Source organism: Nonlabens sp. SY33080, assembly GCF_011784885.1.
Classification (GTDB): Bacteria; Bacteroidota; Bacteroidia; order Flavobacteriales; family Flavobacteriaceae; genus Nonlabens; species Nonlabens tegetincola.
Genome location: NZ_CP050461.1, coordinates 1,537,004 through 1,561,000, shown reverse-complemented (window position 1 = coordinate 1,561,000; position 23,997 = coordinate 1,537,004). Strand labels below are relative to the sequence as shown.

The following is a 23,997-nucleotide window of genomic DNA, read 5'->3' as shown; positions in this document are numbered from 1 at the left end:
TCATTCAAGCCTTGATTTAGGTCAAGGCTTGATTTTTTTTATAACTTACAAGCATGAAAAAATTAATAGTTGTCTTTGTTTTTTTCGCTTTCGCGAAAGCGTTAACAGCTCAACAGGATCCACAGTACAGTCAGTATATGTATAATCCGATAGTTATAAATCCGGCCTATGCTGGTAATCGCGGTGTAGCGAGTATAGTTGGATTACATCGTAGTCAATGGGTTGGATTGGATGGAGCACCACGCACACAAACTTTGTCGTTTCATACTCCTATTGCCAATAGTAGAGTAGGGTTAGGTTTGAGTGTTGTGAATGACGAAATAGGACCAGCTGATGAGACCTATGTAGCGGCAGATTTTAGTTATACGATTCCCGTAGGAGACGAGGCAAGATTAAGCTTTGGACTTAAGGGAGGAATTCACGTGTTAAACGTTGATTTTAATAAGCTAAATATTTTTGATCCAGGAGATCCTAGATTGAGTGAGAATGTAGACAATAGATTGTCACCTACTGTAGGATTAGGACTGTATTATCATACGGATAGGTTTTACGTAGGATTGAGTTCGCCTAATTTATTACAGACGGATCATTTTGATGAAGATAACGACACGAGTTCAGCCACGTTTATAGCAGAGGAGCGTATACACTTATTTGGAACCGTGGGATATGTATTTGATTTAAATGATAACATTAAGTTCAAGCCAGCTGGACTAGTAAAGATGGTACAAGGAGCACCTTTACAGGTTGACCTAACGGCAAATTTCTTATTCAACGAGAAGTTCACAGTAGGAGCGGCCTATAGGTGGAGTGCTGCTGTTACTGGATTAGTAGGATTTCAAATAAGTGATCAAATGATGATAGGATTTGCCTATGATCGCGAGACTACAGAATTAGGTAATGCGATATACAACGACGGTAGTTATGAATTATTCTTGCGATTTGAATTGTTCAACAGCTACGATAGAATTATCACACCAAGATTCTTTTAATAAAATAGTATCATGAAATTAAAATATATATCTACACTTTTATTGGTGACATTTATTCTGAATTTTTCATATGCACAGAAAAAGTCAGATTTAGAGAAAGCAAATAAAAAGTATGATCAATTAGCCTTTTTTGAAGCTCAAAAGCTCTATAAAAAACTATTTGAAGATGGTTACGAATCACCAGAGATTTTATCAAAACTTGCCGATGCTTATTACTTTAATGACGAGTTAGAAAAATCCAATAAATATTATACACTACTTTTTGAAAAATACAAAGAGTCAGTAAAACCAGAGTATTATTTTAGACATGCGCAAACTTTAAAAGCCACTGGTCAGTATCAGAAAGCAGATGAATTGATGGCAACTTTTAATTCCTTCAAGGGATTTGATTCAAGAGCCAAAAAATATTCTGACGAGCCTAATTATCTGCAAATCATCGATTTTCAGTCAGGAAGATTTATTATAAAAAATGCAGAGGATGTTAATAGTTATACCAGTGATTTTGGTACGGCTTACTACTATGCCAAAGATAAAGTAGTGTTTGCCACGTCTAGAGATACTTCTTCATTGATAAATAGAAGACATACATGGAGTGGACAGGCTTTTTTAGAGCTCTATGAAGCTGACGAAACAAATGCTGGAGAATTAAGAAATGCCAAGGAATTTAAAGGGGTTCTTAATACAAGGTTCCATGAAAGTACACCTACATTTACTAAAGATGGTAACACTGTATACTTTACTCGTAATAACTACTCCGAAGGTGTTGCAAGACAAGATATTGATGGGGTTAACAGACTTAAAATATACAAGTCGGTTAAAAAGGGAAAAAGATGGTCACAACCTGTTGAACTACCTTTTAATAGCGATGAATACTCTACAGCACACCCAGCATTAAGTCCAGATGAGACTAAGTTATATTTTTCAAGTGATATGCCAGGATCAGTTGGTTATGACATGAGAGAAAAATTTGGTAAGTCTGATTTATGGGTGGTTGATATTTTAGAAGATGGTAATTACAGTGAACCTCGCAATTTGGAAAATGTCAATACAGAAGGTAGGGAAAGTTTTCCTTTTGTAAGTAGCAATAATACACTCTATTTCGCAAGTACTGGTCATCAAGGATTAGGAGGATTAGATGTATTTGCAAGTTCCATCAAACCAGATGGATCTGTATCTAATGTGGTAAATATAGGTAGTCCTATAAATACACAATATGATGATTTCTCATTTATAATAAATGACGGTAGTAAGCGAGGATATTTCAGTAGTAATAGACCAGGAGGAATCGGAGATGACGATATTTATAGTTTCATTCAAACAGAAGAGATGCGTAAAGAATGTGAGCACCTTCTTTCTGGTACAGTAACTGATAAAAATACAGGAGCTCCTATAGATGGTGCATTAGTAACCGTTGTTGATGCTAATAATAATATTGTAGGAGAAGTAATTACTAAGGCTAATGGAAAATTTGTATTTAAATTAGAGTGCGATAAACAATATTTCCTACGAGGTGAAAAACGGGAATATGGTACCGACGAGGATTTGTTTACAACACCTTCTCAAACAGATTATAGTGATATACCGCTGGAATTGTCTAAAAACAAACAAGCGCTAGCAGACTGTGATGATATAGCACCTTTATTAAACATAAAACAAATCTACTTTGATTTTGACAAGTCTAATATAAGACCAGATGCGGCTGCAGAATTGACAAAGATTAAAGCATTCATGGAACTATATCCACAGATAGCTGTTGAAATTAGGTCTCACACAGATAGTCGTGCGCCAGATGATTACAACGATGCTTTAAGTGATCGTAGAGCGCGAAGTACTCGTCAGTGGTTGATCGATAATGGTATCGATGCGTCCAGATTAACAGCCAAAGGTTATGGAGAGCGTCAATTACTTAATAAGTGCTCAAATGGAGTTGAATGTACTCCAGAGGAACATCAACTTAATCGTAGATCAGAGTTTATAATTTCTGGTCTAGGTAAGATTTCCAATTGTAATTAATAAAAAAGAGGTTCTTCAAGAACCTCTTTCTTTTTTTATAATAACGCTTTCGCGAAAGCGTAGCAAAGATTATACAGCTATGGATTCAAATTCCGATACGAAGTGAAATTTGATACTAGGGTATTTTTGTTGCGTCATTTGAAGAGAGAAAGCACTATCTGCTAGAAATACCAATTGACCTTGTTTATCTTTAGCTAAGAACTTGGACTTAACTCTTTTAAAATCTAAAAACTCTTCACTTTTCCAATCCTTGGTATCCACCCAGCAAGCTTTGTGCACGTTAAGGTTCTCATAGGAACATTTTGCTCCATATTCATGTTCCAGTCTATATTGAATTACTTCAAATTGCAGAGCGCCAACAGTACCAATAACTTTACGACCATTTAGTTCTAGAGTAAATAATTGTGCTACACCTTCATCCATTAATTGATCAATACCCTTAGCAAGCTGTTTTGCTTTCATAGGATCGGCATTATTAATGTATCTAAAATGTTCTGGTGAGAATGAAGGAATTCCCTTATAATGTAGGATCTCACCACTAGTTAAAGTGTCACCGATTTTAAAATTTCCCGTGTCGTGAAGACCTACAATATCTCCTGGGTACGATATGTCAACAATTTCTTTCTTTTCTGCAAAGAATGCATTAGGGCTGGAGAATTTTAAGTTTTTATCTAACCTAACATGTTTATAAGGTTTGTTCCGCTCAAAAGTCCCGCTTACAATTTTCACAAAAGCCAGTCTGTCTCTGTGTTTAGGGTCCATATTCGCGTGTATCTTGAAAACGAATCCACTAAAATCTTTTTCTTTAGGATTTACTAATCGTTCCTCAGCATTTTTAGGTCTAGGAGTAGGGGCTATTTTAATGAATGCGTCTAGCAGCTCTTTTACGCCAAAATTATGCAGTGCACTACCATAAAATACGGGTTGCAATTTACCGTCTAGGTAATCTTTCTCATTAAATTCTGGATAGATACCTTCTACCATTTCAAGTTCTTCTCGTAATGTTTGAGCGCTTTCAGTTCCAATTAGGTTGTCTAATGCCGTATCATTTAAATCGTCTATAGAAGTAGTTTTATTAATGTCTTTAGAAGACTCTCCAGTAAACAATCTTATGTTTTTTTCAAAAAGATTATAAATTCCTTTAAGATCATATCCCATTCCTATAGGAAAACTCAATGGTGTCACTGTGAGTTGTAACTTTTGCTCAATTTCATCTAGTAGGTCAAAGGCATCTTTTCCTTCCCTATCCATTTTATTGATGAATACAATCATAGGAATGTTGCGCATTCTACAAACTTCAACAAGTTTTTCAGTTTGCTCTTCCACACCTTTTGCAACGTCTACTACGACTATGACACTATCAACAGCTGTTAAAGTTCTAAAGGTGTCCTCGGCAAAATCTTTGTGTCCTGGTGTATCTAGAATATTAATCTTTGTGTCATTATATTCAAATGCTAGAACCGATGTAGCTACCGATATACCACGTTGACGCTCGATTTCCATGAAGTCACTAGCCGCACCTTTTTTAATTTTATTGCTCTTTACGGCTCCTGCTTCCTGAATAGCACCTCCATAAAGAAGAAGTTTTTCTGTAAGTGTAGTTTTACCTGCATCTGGGTGAGAAACAATACCGAAGGTACGTCTTCTATTAATTTCTTTTTGTAAGGACATGAATGATTAATTATTCGGAAATGCAAAAATACAGCATCCTTGATTAATCAATGGATTGTTTGATTGATTTGCTAATTTCTATTTTTTATAAAGTTGTCTATGGATAACTCATGAAATAACCAATTTTTTATAATTAACAATAGGGATATAACTGATGTTTTTTATCGAACTTGTAAAATGTTAATTATCACTATTTAAACGATAAAAATTGTCATTTTAACGATTTTTTATGATCTTAACAGTAATATTTCTAAACTAGGCATTACATCGAATATATTTATTTATTATCGAATGATTCTATCAAGTTAATAAAAAGAATTATGAATAACACTACTCAGTTTTTTAAAAATATACCGATTGCAAAAAAACAAGCATTTATTAAGGTGCTACTATTTTTTCTATACGGGTTCTTTCTTAATAGTATGTATTCACAAAGTCCTGTAGATTTAAAAAAGACTTTTATTTTTTCTACGGATGATGTTGAGGATGTGTCCAAAACAGTTAATGTCTATAAAAAGATTATTTCATCAAAAAAGAAATCTAAAACTTCACCTTCCTTTACATCCAAAACGGTTACTACTCTAGATCTAAATGGACCATTCCCAGGTAATGATTATAGTTTAGATGTTCTTATTAATTTTATATACCAACCTGCTGCCTTAGACTGGCAACTTGTAACCACATCAGGATCTTTTACCAGTGCAACTATTACATTCTCTCAAAATCCAACTGGTGCTCCTAATGGTGTTTACGATAATGGTCAAGAAAGATTAGTTATATATAATGAAGCAGGAACTGGTATAATTTCCGCTCCGTTTTTAGGAAACACTTCGAATCCAGCCCCATTTGGGCCGTTTAATGTTGTTTATGGTACTAATAGTTTTACTATTACTAGTATAGATGGTATTACCTACAATATAACAGAAACAAATGGTAATCCTATTCTAACCGATAACTTTGAAACTTTTTTATTAAACTTTAGATATTTACATCAAGGTACAGGTGTGGTAACAGAAGCTATACGTTATATGCAAATTAGCGTCACAGATCCTGTTAACACTCTATCTGCGACTACAGAACTATTCCCTCATTATCCACCTGTAGTTATAGATGATACGGCATCAATAACAGCAAATGCTGCGGCACCAATAACGGGTAATTTATTGTCCAACGATACTGATAATTCGCCAAATCCACCAGGAAATGTGTTAAGTGTTGCAGATGTTAATGGATATGTGGCAGAAGTTGGTATGCCTTATAATTCAACCTATGGTACCTTAACTGTTCAAAGCGATGGTTCCTATAGTTATCAGGTAGATACAAGTAACATAGCAGTTCTTGGTATAAGGAATGGTGAGACATTAGAAGATATAATTGCTTACCGAGCAGCAGATGGTCTCGGATTCAGTGATACTGGATTCATTACAGTTACAATTAATGGAGTGACTGAGCCACCAGTAGCAACAGATAATGCAAATTCTGTTATTATAGGTTCTAGTCCTACAGCAACTGGTAATGTTATTACAGACGATGATGGTAATGGTCCGGACAATACAGATAGACCATTTGCAAGGTTTATTTGGGAGAATGAGTTTTCTGCCACAGGTGGTGAAGTTGGATATTCTCCTCCTATAGATGGTGAAAATAGATTAAATACTACAACAGGTGTAACTATATCATTTACATCAACAGATCCTGATAATGTAGGTACTATTAATAGAAATCAAGTTGTTCATCAAACTAGAACAAATGGAGGGCATACGGGATATTTAGGATATCAAATTAATGGTGCTACTAACCCTGTAGCTTCGACAACTACAACAATTGATTTTGATGCTCCAATTGTAAGTTTAAGTTTTGCGGCTTCTGATATAGACCAAGACCAAAGCTTTAATACAACATGGCAAGATCAATTCACCGTGACCGCATTTTTAGATGGGGTTCCTGTGGCCTATAACGCACAGGTTGCAGGAACAGTAATACAAAGTGGGAATTCATTTTATGGAACAGGTTCGGTTCCTGCCTCTGAGGCAATGGGTAATGTAAATTTCTTTTTTCCCGATCCTATAAATCAGGTTGTTATTGAATATAATTATGGCCCTGACGTTACAGTGCCAGATCCTAATCCTCAAATTGCTGCAATAACAGATCTCATTTGGCAAGCAACTGATGTTCCTAGAGTGTCAGAGGTAGATAATGATACAGCAAATGTTGGTAATGTTATTGCAACCACTTATGGATTTATTACAGTTAATTCAGATGGATCTTATACTTACAATGTAGATCCTGCTAATCCAGCGGTCGTGGCATTAAGTCCAGGTTCTACGCTCACAGATACAATTCCTTATCAACTTATAGATTCCTTAGACAACTCAGGTGCAACTTCGGACGCAAACCTGATTATTACAATAATTCAACCAGCCCAAGCAGACGCTAATGATGACGATTTTTCTTCTTCTCCAATTAATGGTACATCAGGTGGGACAACTGCAACAGTGTTTGGTAATGATACCAGTAATGCAGATCCCGCTAATGATGCAAATATTAATGATAACATTAGTATTACTAATGATGGAGGTTTAACAGGTGTCACGATTAATACAGATGGTACTATTAATGTTCCACCAGGAACAGCTGGAGGTTCGTATACAGTAACCTATCAAATTTGTTTAAATTCTCCGGACGACTCGGTATGTGACTCTGCTATTGTTACTATCGAAGTTTTTGAGTCTCCCGTTGCGCAAGATGATGTGAGTGTTGATAATAATGTAGGTGTTACTGTATTTGTAAATCCTTTTGCAGATAATGGTAACGGAATAGATAGTGATCCTGATGGAACCTTAGATCCTACTTCTGTCAGTCTTGTAGTTCCTTCGGGTGTAACCATGATCATTACTGATAGTGATGGGGATTTTATTGGATTTACTGTCCCAGGTGAAGGAACTTGGGAAGTTAATCCGATAAATGGAGAAATAAGTTTTACACCAGAAACAGGTTTCAATGGTTCTCCAACTCCAATTCAATATACAGTCGATGATAATGATGGTTATATTTCCAATCCAGCTTTTGTAACTATAATATACAATATTCCACCAGTAGCAGATGATGAGATTCTATCAGACCAAACGATCAATACACCGATTACGGTAGATGCGTTAGCAGGCGATGATGATCCAGATGGTGATAATGCAAACTTGACAATCACTGAGGTAGAAGGTCAGGCGATATCGGTAGGTTCACCAGTGACATTGGCTGATGGTACGGTAGTAGAATTAAATCCAGATGGGACCTTAAATGTTATTCCAGCGACAGACAGCACAGAGCCAATCAGTTTTGAATACACAGTTGCAGATGAAGACGGTTTAACCGATACAGGTATGGTAGATATAACTTTCACTCAGTTACCACCAGTAGCAGATGATGAGAGTTTAACAGATCAAGCTATAAACACACCTATTAATATCAATGTGTTAGACGGTGATGATGATCCAGACGGCGACAATGCTAATTTGACGATTACCGAGATTATTGATCCAGTAACAGGAGTAGTAACTCCGATAGCACCAGGATCGACAGTAACCTTAAGTGATGGTACTACGGTAACCCTTCAGACAAACGGGACCTTAGATGTTACACCGGCGACAGACAGTACGGAGCCGATTAGTTTTGAGTATACCCTAGAAGATGAAGACGGTTTAACCGATACGGGAATGGTAGATATAACCTTCACTCAGTTACCACCAGTAGCAGATGATGAGATTCTAGCGGACCAGACGATCAATACTCCAGTGACGGTAGATGCGTTAGCTGGCGATAATGATCCAGATGGTGATAATGCAAACTTGACAATTACCGAGGTAGAAGGTCAGGCGATATCGGTAGGTTCACCAGTGACTTTGGCTGATGGTACGGTAGTAGAGTTAAATCCAGACGGAACCTTAAATGTTATTCCAGTAACGGATAGCACTGAGCCGATTAGTTTTGAATACACAGTTGAAGATGAAGACGGTTTAACCGACACGGGCATGGTAGATATAACCTTCACTCAGTTACCACCAGTAGCAGATGATGAGATTCTATCAGATCAGACGATCAATACACCGATTACGGTAGATGCGTTAGCAGGCGATGATGATCCAGATGGCGATAATGCAAACTTGACAATCACTGAGGTAGAAGGTCAGGCGATATTGGTAGGTTCACCAGTGACTTTGGCTGATGGTACGGTAGTAGAGTTAAATCCAGATGGGACCTTAAATGTTATTCCAGCGACAGACAGCACAGAGCCGATCAGTTTTGAATACACAGTTGCAGATGAAGACGGTTTAACTGATACAGGTATGGTAGATATAACTTTCACTCAGTTACCGCCAGTAGCAGATGATGAGAGTTTAACAGATCAAGCTATAAACACACCTATTAATATCAATGTGTTAGACGGTGATGATGATCCAGACGGCGACAATGCTAATTTGACGATTACCGAGATTATTGATCCAGTAACAGGAGTAGTAACTCCGATAGCACCAGGATCGACAGTAACCTTAAGTGATGGTACTACGGTAACCCTTCAGACAAACGGGACCTTAGATGTTACACCGGCGACAGACAGTACGGAGCCGATTAGTTTTGAGTATACCTTAGAAGATGAAGACGGTTTAACCGACACGGGAATGGTAGATATAACCTTCACCCAGTTACCACCAGTAGCAGATGATGAGATTCTATCAGACCAGACGATCAATACTCCAGTGACGGTAGATGCGTTAGCTGGCGATAATGATCCAGATGGTGATAATGCAAACTTGACAATTACCGAGGTAGAAGGTCAGGCGATATCGGTAGGTTCACCAGTGACTTTGGCTGATGGTACGGTAGTAGAGTTAAATCCAGACGGAACCTTAAATGTTATTCCAGTAACGGATAGCACTGAGCCGATTAGTTTTGAATACACAGTTGAAGATGAAGACGGTTTAACCGACACGGGCATGGTAGATATAACTTTCACTCAGTTACCACCAGTAGCAGATGATGAGATTCTATCAGATCAGACGATCAATACACCGATTACGGTAGATGCGTTAGCAGGCGATGATGATCCAGATGGTGATAATGCAAACTTGACAATCACTGAGGTAGAAGGTCAGGCGATATCGGTAGGTTCACCAGTGACATTGGCTGATGGTACGGTAGTAGAATTAAATCCAGATGGGACCTTAAATGTTATTCCAGCGACAGACAGCACAGAGCCAATCAGTTTTGAATACACAGTTGCAGATGAAGACGGTTTAACCGATACAGGTATGGTAGATATAACTTTCACTCAGTTACCACCAGTAGCAGATGATGAGAGTTTAACAGATCAAGCTATAAACACACCTATTAATATCAATGTGTTAGACGGTGATGATGATCCAGACGGCGACAATGCTAATTTGACGATTACCGAGATTATTGATCCAGTAACAGGAGTAGTAACTCCGATAGCACCAGGATCGACAGTAACCTTAAGTGATGGTACTACGGTAACCCTTCAGACAAACGGGACCTTAGATGTTACACCGGCGACAGACAGTACGGAGCCGATTAGTTTTGAGTATACCCTAGAAGATGAAGACGGTTTAACCGATACGGGAATGGTAGATATAACCTTCACTCAGTTACCACCAGTAGCAGATGATGAGATTCTAGCGGACCAGACGATCAATACTCCAGTGACGGTAGATGCGTTAGCTGGCGATAATGATCCAGATGGTGATAATGCAAACTTGACAATTACCGAGGTAGAAGGTCAGGCGATATCGGTAGGTTTATCAGTGACTTAGCCGATGGTACGGTAGTAGAGTTAAATCCAGACGGAACCTTAAATGTTATTCCAGTAACGGATAGCACTGAGCCGATTAGTTTTGAATACACAGTTGAAGATGAAGACGGTTTAACCGACACGGGCATGGTAGATATAACCTTCACTCAGTTACCACCAGTAGCAGATGATGAGATTCTATCAGATCAGACGATCAATACACCGATTACGGTAGATGCGTTAGCAGGCGATGATGATCCAGATGGTGATAATGCAAACTTGACAATCACTGAGGTAGAAGGTCAGGCGATATCGGTAGGTTCACCAGTGACATTGGCTGATGGTACGGTAGTAGAATTAAATCCAGATGGGACCTTAAATGTTATTCCAGCGACAGACAGCACAGAGCCAATCAGTTTTGAATACACAGTTGCAGATGAAGACGGTTTAACCGATACAGGTATGGTAGATATAACTTTCACTCAGTTACCACCAGTAGCAGATGATGAGAGTTTAACAGATCAAGCTATAAACACACCTATTAATATCAATGTGTTAGACGGTGATGATGATCCAGACGGCGACAATGCTAATTTGACGATTACCGAGATTATTGATCCAGTAACAGGAGTAGTAACTCCGATAGCACCAGGATCGACAGTAACCTTAAGTGATGGTACTACGGTAACCCTTCAGACAAACGGGACCTTAGATGTTACACCGGCGACAGACAGTACGGAGCCGATTAGTTTTGAGTATACCCTAGAAGATGAAGACGGTTTAACCGATACGGGAATGGTAGATATAACCTTCACTCAGTTACCACCAGTAGCAGATGATGAGATTCTATCAGACCAGACGATCAATACTCCAGTGACGGTAGATGCGTTAGCTGGCGATAATGATCCAGATGGTGATAATGCAAACTTGACAATTACCGAGGTAGAAGGTCAGGCGATATCGGTAGGTTCACCAGTGACTTTGGCTGATGGTACGGTAGTAGAGTTAAATCCAGACGGAACCTTAAATGTTATTCCAGTAACGGATAGCACTGAGCCGATTAGTTTTGAATACACAGTTGAAGATGAAGACGGTTTAACCGACACGGGCATGGTAGATATAACCTTCACTCAGTTACCACCAGTAGCAGATGATGAGATTCTATCAGATCAGACGATCAATACACCGATTACGGTAGATGCGTTAGCAGGCGATGATGATCCAGATGGCGATAATGCAAACTTGACAATCACTGAGGTAGAAGGTCAGGCGATATTGGTAGGTTCACCAGTGACATTGGCTGATGGTACGGTAGTAGAATTAAATCCAGATGGGACCTTAAATGTTATTCCAGCGACAGACAGCACAGAGCCAATCAGTTTTGAATACACAGTTGCAGATGAAGACGGTTTAACCGATACAGGTATGGTAGATATAACTTTCACTCAGTTACCACCAGTAGCAGATGATGAGAGTTTAACAGATCAAGCTATAAACACACCTATTAATATCAATGTGTTAGACGGTGATGATGATCCAGACGGCGACAATGCTAATTTGACGATTACCGAGATTATTGATCCAGTAACAGGAGTAGTAACTCCGATAGCACCAGGATCGACAGTAACCTTAAGTGATGGTACTACGGTAACCCTTCAGACAAACGGGACCTTAGATGTTACACCGGCGACAGACAGTACGGAGCCGATTAGTTTTGAGTATACCTTAGAAGATGAAGACGGTTTAACCGACACGGGAATGGTAGATATAACCTTCACCAGTTACCACCAGTAGCAGATGATGAGATTCTAGCGGATCAGACGGTCAATACTCCAGTGACGGTAGATGCGTTAGCTGGCGATAATGATCCAGATGGTGATAATGCAAACTTGACAATTACCGAGGTAGAAGGTCAGGCGATATCGGTAGGTTCACCAGTGACTTTGGCTGATGGTACGGTAGTAGAGTTAAATCCAGACGGAACCTTAAATGTTATTCCAGTAACGGATAGCACTGAGCCGATTAGTTTTGAATACACAGTTGAAGATGAAGACGGTTTAACCGACACGGGCATGGTAGATATAACTTTCACTCAGTTACCACCAGTAGCAGATGATGAGATTCTATCAGATCAGACGATCAATACACCGATTACGGTAGATGCGTTAGCAGGCGATGATGATCCAGATGGTGATAATGCAAACTTGACAATCACTGAGGTAGAAGGTCAGGCGATATCGGTAGGTTCACCAGTGACATTGGCTGATGGTACGGTAGTAGAATTAAATCCAGATGGGACCTTAAATGTTATTCCAGCGACAGACAGCACAGAGCCAATCAGTTTTGAATACACAGTTGCAGATGAAGACGGTTTAACCGATACAGGTATGGTAGATATAACTTTCACTCAGTTACCACCAGTAGCAGATGATGAGAGTTTAACAGATCAAGCTATAAACACACCTATTAATATCAATGTGTTAGACGGTGATGATGATCCAGACGGCGACAATGCTAATTTGACGATTACCGAGATTATTGATCCAGTAACAGGAGTAGTAACTCCGATAGCACCAGGATCGACAGTAACCTTAAGTGATGGTACTACGGTAACCCTTCAGACAAACGGGACCTTAGATGTTACACCGGCGACAGACAGTACGGAGCCGATTAGTTTTGAGTATACCCTAGAAGATGAAGACGGTTTAACCGATACGGGAATGGTAGATATAACCTTCACTCAGTTACCACCAGTAGCAGATGATGAGATTCTAGCGGACCAGACGATCAATACTCCAGTGACGGTAGATGCGTTAGCTGGCGATAATGATCCAGATGGTGATAATGCAAACTTGACAATTACCGAGGTAGAAGGTCAGGCGATATCGGTAGGTTTATCAGTGACTTAGCCGATGGTACGGTAGTAGAGTTAAATCCAGACGGAACCTTAAATGTTATTCCAGTAACGGATAGCACTGAGCCGATTAGTTTTGAATACACAGTTGAAGATGAAGACGGTTTAACCGACACGGGCATGGTAGATATAACCTTCACTCAGTTACCACCAGTAGCAGATGATGAGATTCTATCAGATCAGACGATCAATACACCGATTACGGTAGATGCGTTAGCAGGCGATGATGATCCAGATGGTGATAATGCAAACTTGACAATCACTGAGGTAGAAGGTCAGGCGATATCGGTAGGTTCACCAGTGACATTGGCTGATGGTACGGTAGTAGAATTAAATCCAGATGGGACCTTAAATGTTATTCCAGCGACAGACAGCACAGAGCCAATCAGTTTTGAATACACAGTTGCAGATGAAGACGGTTTAACCGATACAGGTATGGTAGATATAACTTTCACTCAGTTACCACCAGTAGCAGATGATGAGAGTTTAACAGATCAAGCTATAAACACACCTATTAATATCAATGTGTTAGACGGTGATGATGATCCAGACGGCGACAATGCTAATTTGACGATTACCGAGATTATTGATCCAGTAACAGGAGTAGTAACTCCGATAGCACCAGGATCGACAGTAACCTTAAGTGATGGTACTACGGTAACCCTTCAGACAAACGGGACCTTAGATGTTACACCGGCGACAGACAGTACGGAGCCGATTAGTTTTGAGTATACCTTAGAAGATGAAGACGGTTTAACCGACACGGGAATGGTAGATATAACCTTCACCAGTTACCACCAGTAGCAGATGATGAGATTCTATCAGACCAGACGATCAATACTCCAGTGACGGTAGATGCGTTAGCTGGCGATAATGATCCAGATGGTGATAATGCAAACTTGACAATTACCGAGGTAGAAGGTCAGGCGATATCGGTAGGTTCACCAGTGACTTTGGCTGATGGTACGGTAGTAGAGTTAAATCCAGACGGAACCTTAAATGTTATTCCAGTAACGGATAGCACTGAGCCGATTAGTTTTGAATACACAGTTGAAGATGAAGACGGTTTAACCGACACGGGCATGGTAGATATAACTTTCACTCAGTTACCACCAGTAGCAGATGATGAGATTCTATCAGATCAGACGATCAATACACCGATTACGGTAGATGCGTTAGCAGGCGATGATGATCCAGATGGTGATAATGCAAACTTGACAATCACTGAGGTAGAAGGTCAGGCGATATCGGTAGGTTCACCAGTGACATTGGCTGATGGTACGGTAGTAGAATTAAATCCAGATGGGACCTTAAATGTTATTCCAGCGACAGACAGCACAGAGCCAATCAGTTTTGAATACACAGTTGCAGATGAAGACGGTTTAACCGATACAGGTATGGTAGATATAACTTTCACTCAGTTACCACCAGTAGCAGATGATGAGAGTTTAACAGATCAAGCTATAAACACACCTATTAATATCAATGTGTTAGACGGTGATGATGATCCAGACGGCGACAATGCTAATTTGACGATTACCGAGATTATTGATCCAGTAACAGGAGTAGTAACTCCGATAGCACCAGGATCGACAGTAACCTTAAGTGATGGTACTACGGTAACCCTTCAGACAAACGGGACCTTAGATGTTACACCGGCGACAGACAGTACGGAGCCGATTAGTTTTGAGTATACCCTAGAAGATGAAGACGGTTTAACCGATACGGGAATGGTAGATATAACCTTCACTCAGTTACCACCAGTAGCAGATGATGAGATTCTAGCGGACCAGACGATCAATACTCCAGTGACGGTAGATGCGTTAGCTGGCGATAATGATCCAGATGGTGATAATGCAAACTTGACAATTACCGAGGTAGAAGGTCAGGCGATATCGGTAGGTTTATCAGTGACCTTAGCCGATGGTACGGTAGTAGAGTTAAATCCAGACGGAACCTTAAATGTTATTCCAGTAACGGATAGCACTGAGCCGATTAGTTTTGAATACACAGTTGAAGATGAAGACGGTTTAACCGACACGGGCATGGTAGATATAACCTTCACTCAGTTACCACCAGTAGCAGATGATGAGATTCTATCAGATCAGACGATCAATACACCGATTACGGTAGATGCGTTAGCAGGCGATGATGATCCAGATGGTGATAATGCAAACTTGACAATCACTGAGGTAGAAGGTCAGGCGATATCGGTAGGTTCACCAGTGACATTGGCTGATGGTACGGTAGTAGAATTAAATCCAGATGGGACCTTAAATGTTATTCCAGCGACAGACAGCACAGAGCCAATCAGTTTTGAATACACAGTTGCAGATGAAGACGGTTTAACCGATACAGGTATGGTAGATATAACTTTCACTCAGTTACCACCAGTAGCAGATGATGAGAGTTTAACAGATCAAGCTATAAACACACCTATTAATATCAATGTGTTAGACGGTGATGATGATCCAGACGGCGACAATGCTAATTTGACGATTACCGAGATTATTGATCCAGTAACAGGAGTAGTAACTCCGATAGCACCAGGATCGACAGTAACCTTAAGTGATGGTACTACGGTAACCCTTCAGACAAACGGGACCTTAGATGTTACACCGGCGACAGACAGTACGGAGCCGATTAGTTTTGAGTATACCTTAGAAGATGAAGACGGTTTAACCGACACGGGAATGGTAGATATAACCTTCACCCAGTTACCACCAGTAGCAGATGATGAGATTCTATCAGACCAGACGATCAATACTCCAGTGACGGTAGATGCGTTAGCTGGCGATAATGATCCAGATGGTGATAATGCAAACTTGACAATTACCGAGGTAGAAGGTCAGGCGATATCGGTAGGTTCACCAGTGACTTTGGCTGATGGTACGGTAGTAGAGTTAAATCCAGACGGAACCTTAAATGTTATTCCAGTAACGGATAGCACTGAGCCGATTAGTTTTGAATACACAGTTGAAGATGAAGACGGTTTAACCGACACGGGCATGGTAGATATAACTTTCACTCAGTTACCACCAGTAGCAGATGATGAGATTCTATCAGATCAGACGATCAATACACCGATTACGGTAGATGCGTTAGCAGGCGATGATGATCCAGATGGTGATAATGCAAACTTGACAATCACTGAGGTAGAAGGTCAGGCGATATCGGTAGGTTCACCAGTGACATTGGCTGATGGTACGGTAGTAGAATTAAATCCAGATGGGACCTTAAATGTTATTCCAGCGACAGACAGCACAGAGCCAATCAGTTTTGAATACACAGTTGCAGATGAAGACGGTTTAACCGATACAGGTATGGTAGATATAACTTTCACTCAGTTACCACCAGTAGCAGATGATGAGAGTTTAACAGATCAAGCTATAAACACACCTATTAATATCAATGTGTTAGACGGTGATGATGATCCAGACGGCGACAATGCTAATTTGACGATTACCGAGATTGTTGATCCAGTAACAGGAGTAGTAACTCCGATAGCACCAGGATCGACAGTAACCTTAAGTGATGGTACTACGGTAACCCTTCAGACAAACGGGACCTTAGATGTTACACCGGCGACAGACAGTACGGAGCCGATTAGTTTTGAGTATACCCTAGAAGATGAAGACGGTTTAACCGATACGGGAATGGTAGATATAACCTTCACCCAGTTACCACCAGTAGCAGATGATGAGATTCTAGCGGATCAGACGGTCAATACTCCAGTGACGGTAGATGCGTTAGCTGGCGATAATGATCCAGATGGTGATAATGCAAACTTAACAATTACCGAGGTAGAAGGTCAGGCGATATCGGTAGGTTCACCAGTGACTTTGGCTGATGGTACGGTAGTAGAGTTAAATCCAGACGGAACCTTAAATGTTATTCCAGTAACGGATAGCACTGAGCCGATTAGTTTTGAATACACAGTTGAAGATGAAGACGGTTTAACCGACACGGGCATGGTAGATATAACCTTCACTCAGTTACCACCAGTAGCAGATGATGAGATTCTATCAGATCAGACGATCAATACACCGATTACGGTAGATGCGTTAGCAGGCGATGATGATCCAGATGGCGATAATGCAAACTTGACAATCACTGAGGTAGAAGGTCAGGCGATATCGGTAGGTTCACCAGTGACTTTGGCTGATGGTACGGTAGTAGAGTTAAATCCAGATGGAACCTTAAATGTTATTCCAGCGACAGACAGCACAGAGCCAATCAGTTTTGAATACACAGTTGCAGATGAAGACGGCTTAACTGATACAGGTATGGTAGATATAACTTTCACTCAGTTACCACCAGTAGCAGATGATGAAGTAGCTACTACAGATACAGAAACCTTGATCAATATCAGTGTATTAGACGGTGATGATGATCCAGACGGCGACAATGCTAATTTGACGATTACCGAGATCATCGATCCAGCAACAGGAGTAGTAACTCCGATAGCACCAGGATCTACAGTAACCTTAAGTGATGGTACTACGGTAACACTTCAAACTAATGGAACATTAGACGTTACGCCTGGATCAAATTTAACAAGTGTTAGTTTTGACTATACGCTAGAAGATGAAGATGGATTAACTGATGTAGGTAATGTATCCATAACTGTTGTTATTGATTGTGACGATGTAACATCTGGAACGGTTGATGTCTGTCTAATTTTGACCAGCGATCCAGCAAACTCAATTGGTTTTGAGGACTGTGATGGTGACGGTGTTACTAATTCTGCAGAATGCGCAGACGGAACGGATCCAAACGATGCGTGTAGTTATGATCCAGCAAGTGTAACAGTATCAGTAACAAGTGGTGTAGATTGTGACGGAGATGGAGTAACGGATGCTGATGAGATAGCAGCAGGAACCGATCCAAACGATGCATGTAGCTACAACGTAGCAGATATTACGGTATCAGTTACTAGCACAGTAGACTGTGATGGCGATGGAGTGATAGATGCCGATGAGATTGCAGACGGAACCGATCCAAACGATGCTTGTAGTTATAACGTAAGTAGCGTAACTGTACCAGTAACCAGCACAGTAGACTGTGATGGAGATGGAGTAATCGATGCTGATGAGATCAATGGTCCAGATGGAGATCCAGGTACACCAGATGGTACTAACCCTAACGATCCATGTGATTACAACTTGTCACAAATAACAGTAGCAGTAACAAGCACAGTAGACTGTGATGGAGATGGAGTAACCGATGCTGATGAGATAGCAGACGGAACCGATCCAAACGATGCGTGTAGTTATGATCCAGCAAGTGTGACTTTAGCAGTAACAAGTGGTGTAGATTGTGACGGAGATGGAGTAACTGACGCTGATGAGATAGCCGCAGGAACCGATCCAAACGATGCATGTAGTTATAATGTTGCAGATATTACAGTATCAGTTACTAGCACAGTAGACTGTGATGGCGATGGAGTGATAGATGCCGATGAGATTGCAGACGGAACCGATCCAAACGATGCTTGTGATTATGATCAAGGTAGTATTACAGTTCCAGTGACCAGCACAGTTGATTGTGATGGAGATGGAGTAACGGATGCTGATGAGATCAATGGTCCAGATGGAGATCCAAGTACACCAGATGGAACTAACCCTAACGATCCGTGTGATTACAACGTGTCACAGATAACAGTATCAGTAACGAGCACAGTAGATTGTGATGGAGATGGAGTAACGGATGCTGATGAGATAGCAGATGGAACTGATCCGAACGATGCGTGTAGTTATGATCCAGCAAGTGTAACAGTAGCGGTAACAAGTGGAGTAGATTGTGACGGAGATGGAGTAACTGACGCTGATGAGATAGCTGCAGGAACCGACCCGAACGATGCGTGTAGTTACAATGTTGTAGATATTACTGTAGCAGTAACAAGTACTGTAGACTGTGATGGAGATGGAGTGACAGATGCTGATGAGATTGCAGACGGAACCGATCCAAACGATGCTTGTAGTTATAACGTAAGTAGCGTAACTGTACCAGTAACCAGCACAGTAGATTGTGACGGCGATGGAGTAACTGATGCCGATGAGATCAATGGTCCAGATGGAGATCCAGGTACACCAGATGGTACCAACCCTAACGATCCATGTGATTACAACGTGTCACAAATAACAGTAGCAGTAACAAGCACAGTAGATTGTGATGGCGATGGAGTAACCGATGCTAATGAGATAGCAGACGGAACTGATCCAAACGATGCGTGTAGTTATGATCCAGCAAGTGTAACAGTATCAGTAACAAGTGGAGTAGATTGTGACGGAGATGGAGTAACGGATGCTGATGAGATAGCAGCAGGAACCGATCCAAACGATGCATGTAGCTACAATGTTGCAGATATTACGGTATCAGTTACTAGCACAGTAGACTGTGATGGAGATGGTGTGATAGATGCCGATGAGATTGCAGACGGAACCGATCCAAACGATGCTTGTAGTTATAACGTAAGTAGCGTAACTGTACCAGTAACCAGCACAGTAGACTGTGATGGAGATGGAGTAATCGATGCTGATGAGATCAATGGTCCAGATGGAGATCCAGGTACACCAGATGGTACTAACCCTAACGATCCATGTGATTACAACTTGTCACAAATAACAGTAGCAGTAACAAGCACAGTAGACTGTGATGGAGATGGAGTAACCGATGCTGATGAGATAGCAGACGGAACCGATCCAAACGATGCGTGTAGTTATGATCCAGCAAGTGTGACTTTAGCAGTAACAAGTGGTGTAGATTGTGACGGAGATGGAGTAACTGACGCTGATGAGATAGCCGCAGGAACCGATCCAAACGATGCATGTAGTTATAATGTTGCAGATATTACAGTATCAGTTACTAGCACAGTAGACTGTGATGGCGATGGAGTGATAGATGCCGATGAGATTGCAGACGGAACCGATCCAAACGATGCTTGTGATTATGATCAAGGTAGTATTACAGTTCCAGTGACCAGCACAGTTGATTGTGATGGAGATGGAGTAACGGATGCTGATGAGATCAATGGTCCAGATGGAGATCCAAGTACACCAGATGGAACTAACCCTAACGATCCGTGTGATTACAACGTGTCACAAATAACAGTAGCAGTAACGAGCACAGTAGATTGTGATGGAGATGGAGTGACCGATGCTGATGAGATAGCAGATGGAACCGATCCAAACGATGCGTGTAGTTATGATCCAGCAAGTGTAACAGTAGCAGTAACAAGTGGTGTAGATTGTGACGGAGATGGAGTAACGGATGCTGATGAGATAGCAGCAGGAACCGATCCAAACGTTGCATGTAGCTACAATGTTGCAGATATTACGGTATCAGTTACTAGCACAGTAGACTGTGATGGCGATGGAGTGATAGATGCCGATGAGATTGCAGACGGGACCGATCCAAACGATGCTTGTAGTTATAACGTAAGTAGCGTAACTGTACCAGTAATCAGCACAGTAGATTGTGACGGCGATGGAGTAACCGATGCTGATGAGATCAATGGTCTAGATGGAGATCCAGGCACACCAGATGGTACCAACCCTAACGATCCATGTGATTACAACGTATCACAAATAACGGTAGCAGTTACAAGCACAGTAGATTGTGATGGAGATGGAGTAACGGATGCTGATGAGATAGCAGATGGAACTGATCCGAACGATGCGTGTAGTTATGATCCAGCAAGTGTAACAGTAGCGGTAACAAGTGGAGTAGATTGTGACGGAGATGGAGTAACTGACGCTGATGAGATAGCTGCAGGAACCGACCCGAACGATGCGTGTAGTTACAATGTTGTAGATATTACTGTAGCAGTAACAAGTACTGTAGACTGTGATGGAGATGGAGTGACAGATGCTGATGAGATTGCAGACGGAACCGATCCAAACGATGCTTGTAGTTATAATGTAAGTAGCGTAACTGTACCAGTAACCAGCACAGTAGATTGTGACGGCGATGGAGTAACTGATGCCGATGAGATCAATGGTCCAGATGGAGATCCAGGTACACCAGATGGTACTAACCCTAACGATCCATGTGATTACAACGTGTCACAAATAACAGTAGTAGTAACAAGCACAGTAGATTGTGATGGCGATGGAGTAACCGATGCTGATGAGATAGCAGACGGAACCGATCCAAACAATGCGTGTAGTTATGATCCAGCAAGTGTAACAGTATCAGTAACAAGTGGAGTAGATTGTGATGGAGACGGAGTAACGGATGCTGATGAGATATCAAACGGAACCGATCCAAACGATCCATGTAGTTACAATGTTGTAGATATTACTGTAGCAGTAACAAGTACTGTAGACTGTGATGGAGATGGAGTGACAGATGCTGATGAGATTGCAGACGGAACCGATCCAAACGATGCTTGTAGTTATAACGTAAGTAGCGTAACTGTACCAGTAACCAGCACAGTAGATTGTGACGGCGATGGAGTAACTGATGCCGATGAGATCAATGGTCCAGATGGAGATCCAGGTACACCAGATGGTACTAACCCTAACGATCCATGTGATTACAACTTGTCACAAATAACAGTAGCAGTAACCAGCACAGTAGATTGTGATGGCGATGGAGTAACCGATGCTGATGAGATAGCAGATGGAACCGATCCAAACGATGCGTGTGATTATGATCAAGGTAGTATTACAGTTCCAGTGACCAGCACAGTAGATTGTGATGGAGATGGAGTAACGGATGCTGATGAGATTAATGGTCCAGATGGAGATCCAAGTACACCAGATGGAACTAACCCTAACGATCCGTGTGATTACAACGTGTCACAGATAACAGTATCAGTAACGAGCACAGTAGATTGTGATGGAGATGGAGTGATAGATGCCGATGAGATTGCAGACGGAACCGATCCAAACGATCCTTGTGATTTTGATCAAGGTAGTATTACAGTTCCAGTGACCAGCACAGTTGATTGTGATGGAGATGGAGTAACGGATGCTGATGAGATCAATGGTCCAGATGGAGATCCAAGTACACCAGATGGAACTAACCCTAACGATCCGTGTGATTACAACGTGTCACAAATAACAGTAGCAGTAACCAGCACAGTAGATTGTGATGGAGATGGAGTAACCGATGCTGATGAGATAGCAGACGGAACTGATCCAAACGATCCGTGTGATTTAAATGTTGGAAGTATTACGGTTGCTCAATCAGGAGACTATTTGTCAGCAGACTGTGATGGTGATGGAGTGACTAATGGAGACGAATTAACAGCAGGAACAGATCCTAATGACCCATGTGATTACGATGCATCACAACAGGATGTGTCTGTTACTTCTCCAGCGTGGCAAGGTGCTGATTGTGATGGTGACGGTGTTTCAAACGGTACCGAATTAAATGATGGATCCGACCCACAAGATCCTTGTAATTATGATGTGAACAGCCAAGATTTAACATTAGTAACATCAGTTTGGAATGCGCTAGACTGTGATGGTGATGGTGTTACTAACGGTGATGAAATAATCGATGGGACTGATCCAATTGATCCTTGTGATCTAATAGTAGGAAGTATTACTTTAACTCAAGGAGGCGATTTTCTAGATGCAGATTGTGACGGTGATGGAGTTACTAATGGTGATGAGATCGCAGACGGTACTGATCTAAATGACCCTTGTGATTATCTTACCACTAGTCAGACAATAACTCCAAGTGATGAATGGGCTATGTTAGATTGTGATGGTGATGGAGTAACTAACGGACAGGAATTAATAGACGGGACTGATTCTCAAGATCCATGTGATTATGACTCAATATCACAAGACGTAAGTCTAGCATCAGGAGCATGGGATGCCTTAGATTGTGATGGAGATGGCGTATCCAATATTGATGAATTATTCCCTCCAAACGGTGGAGATCCTACAGATCCACAAGATCCATGTAGCGTTAATCTAGATGATCAATCAACAACACCTTCTCAAGAATGGTTAGATGCAGATTGTGATATGGATAATGTTCCAAATGGAGTGGAACTTACAAGAGGCGATACAGATGGAGATGGTGTTCCAGATGTTTTTGATACCGATGATGATGGAGATGGTGTAGATACGATTTTTGAAGACTATGATGGTGATAATGATCCTACCGATCAAGACTCTGATGGAGATGGCATACCAGACTACCTAGATACAGACGATGATGGCGATGGAATTGATACTATGGATGAAGGGCCAAATCCAGATGGAGATGGTAATCCAAACACAGGAGATACTAGTGATATCGATGGTGATGGAATTCCAGATTATCTAGATTCAGATCCACGTCGAATAAGAGTATGGAATGCAGTTACGCCTAATGAGGATGGTAGAAATGATTATTTCATATTAGAAGGAATTGAGAATTTTGAGAATACAGTTCATATCTATAATAGATGGGGTATTGAGGTTTATAACACTGAGAATTACGATAATGAAACTCGTAGGTTTGAAGGTGTTTCAGAAGGACGAGTTACTGTCGAGCAAGGTGAGAAATTACCGACTGGTACATACTTCTATGTAGTAGAATATATAGATGATTTTGGGAAAACTCAGAAATTGGCCGGTTATTTATACATCAGATAAAATGAA

General features: G+C 40.9%; 8 protein-coding genes and 2 pseudogenes. 9 read left to right on the top strand and 1 reads right to left on the bottom strand.

Features of this window, described 5'->3' with window-relative positions; all coding sequences use genetic code 11:
* Nucleotides 1–53: 53 nt before the first annotated feature.
* Entirely contained in the window at nt 54–989 is a 936-nt protein-coding gene (locus HCN53_RS07170) for a type IX secretion system membrane protein PorP/SprF (protein WP_042280475.1), read from the top strand.
* A 12-nt stretch (nt 990–1,001) separates the two neighbouring features.
* The gene (locus HCN53_RS07165; RefSeq protein WP_167342521.1) at nt 1,002–3,002 is read left to right on the top strand and encodes an OmpA family protein; all 2,001 of its coding nucleotides are present in this window, start codon (nt 1,002–1,004) and stop codon (nt 3,000–3,002) included.
* Between the two features lie 69 nt (nt 3,003–3,071).
* Here the strand turns inward: HCN53_RS07165 and HCN53_RS07160 are convergent, their stop codons facing one another.
* The gene (locus tag HCN53_RS07160; RefSeq protein ID WP_105019639.1) at nt 3,072–4,673 is read right to left on the bottom strand and encodes a peptide chain release factor 3; all 1,602 of its coding nucleotides are present in this window, start codon (nt 4,671–4,673) and stop codon (nt 3,072–3,074) included.
* Between the two features lie 320 nt (nt 4,674–4,993).
* Here HCN53_RS07160 and HCN53_RS07155 point away from each other — a divergent pair, with 320 nt between their 5' ends.
* The 7 genes and pseudogenes from HCN53_RS07155 to HCN53_RS07135 all read left to right on the top strand — a co-directional run bounded on the left by HCN53_RS07155 (nt 4,994) and on the right by HCN53_RS07135 (nt 23,991).
* A complete protein-coding gene (locus tag HCN53_RS07155; RefSeq protein ID WP_167342519.1) occupies nt 4,994–10,498 on the top strand; it encodes a beta strand repeat-containing protein in 5,505 nt (1,834 codons plus the stop codon).
* Nucleotides 10,474–10,578, top strand: a pseudogene (locus HCN53_RS13180) (hypothetical protein); the annotation flags it as partial. The gene HCN53_RS07155 and the pseudogene HCN53_RS13180, both read left to right, overlap by 25 nt.
* 45 nt (nt 10,579–10,623) lie before the next feature.
* A complete protein-coding gene (locus HCN53_RS07150) occupies nt 10,624–12,270 on the top strand; it encodes an Ig-like domain-containing protein (RefSeq protein WP_167342517.1) in 1,647 nt (548 codons plus the stop codon).
* 41 nt (nt 12,271–12,311) lie between these two features.
* Nucleotides 12,312–13,385, top strand: a complete 1,074-nt coding sequence (locus HCN53_RS07145; RefSeq protein ID WP_167342515.1) for an Ig-like domain-containing protein — start codon at nt 12,312–12,314, stop codon at nt 13,383–13,385.
* Nucleotides 13,361–13,465 (top strand): annotated as a pseudogene (locus HCN53_RS13175) (hypothetical protein); the annotation flags it as partial. The gene HCN53_RS07145 and the pseudogene HCN53_RS13175, both read left to right, overlap by 25 nt.
* 45 nt (nt 13,466–13,510) lie before the next feature.
* Nucleotides 13,511–14,194 carry an Ig-like domain-containing protein gene (locus HCN53_RS07140; RefSeq protein WP_167342514.1) on the top strand — a complete coding sequence of 228 codons (684 nt, stop codon included), beginning with the start codon at nt 13,511–13,513 and terminating at the stop codon, nt 14,192–14,194.
* A gap of 41 nt (nt 14,195–14,235) precedes the next feature.
* Nucleotides 14,236–23,991, top strand: coding sequence for an Ig-like domain-containing protein (locus HCN53_RS07135; protein ID WP_167342512.1), 9,756 nt, complete (start codon nt 14,236–14,238; stop codon nt 23,989–23,991).
* Nucleotides 23,992–23,997 lie beyond the last annotated feature (6 nt).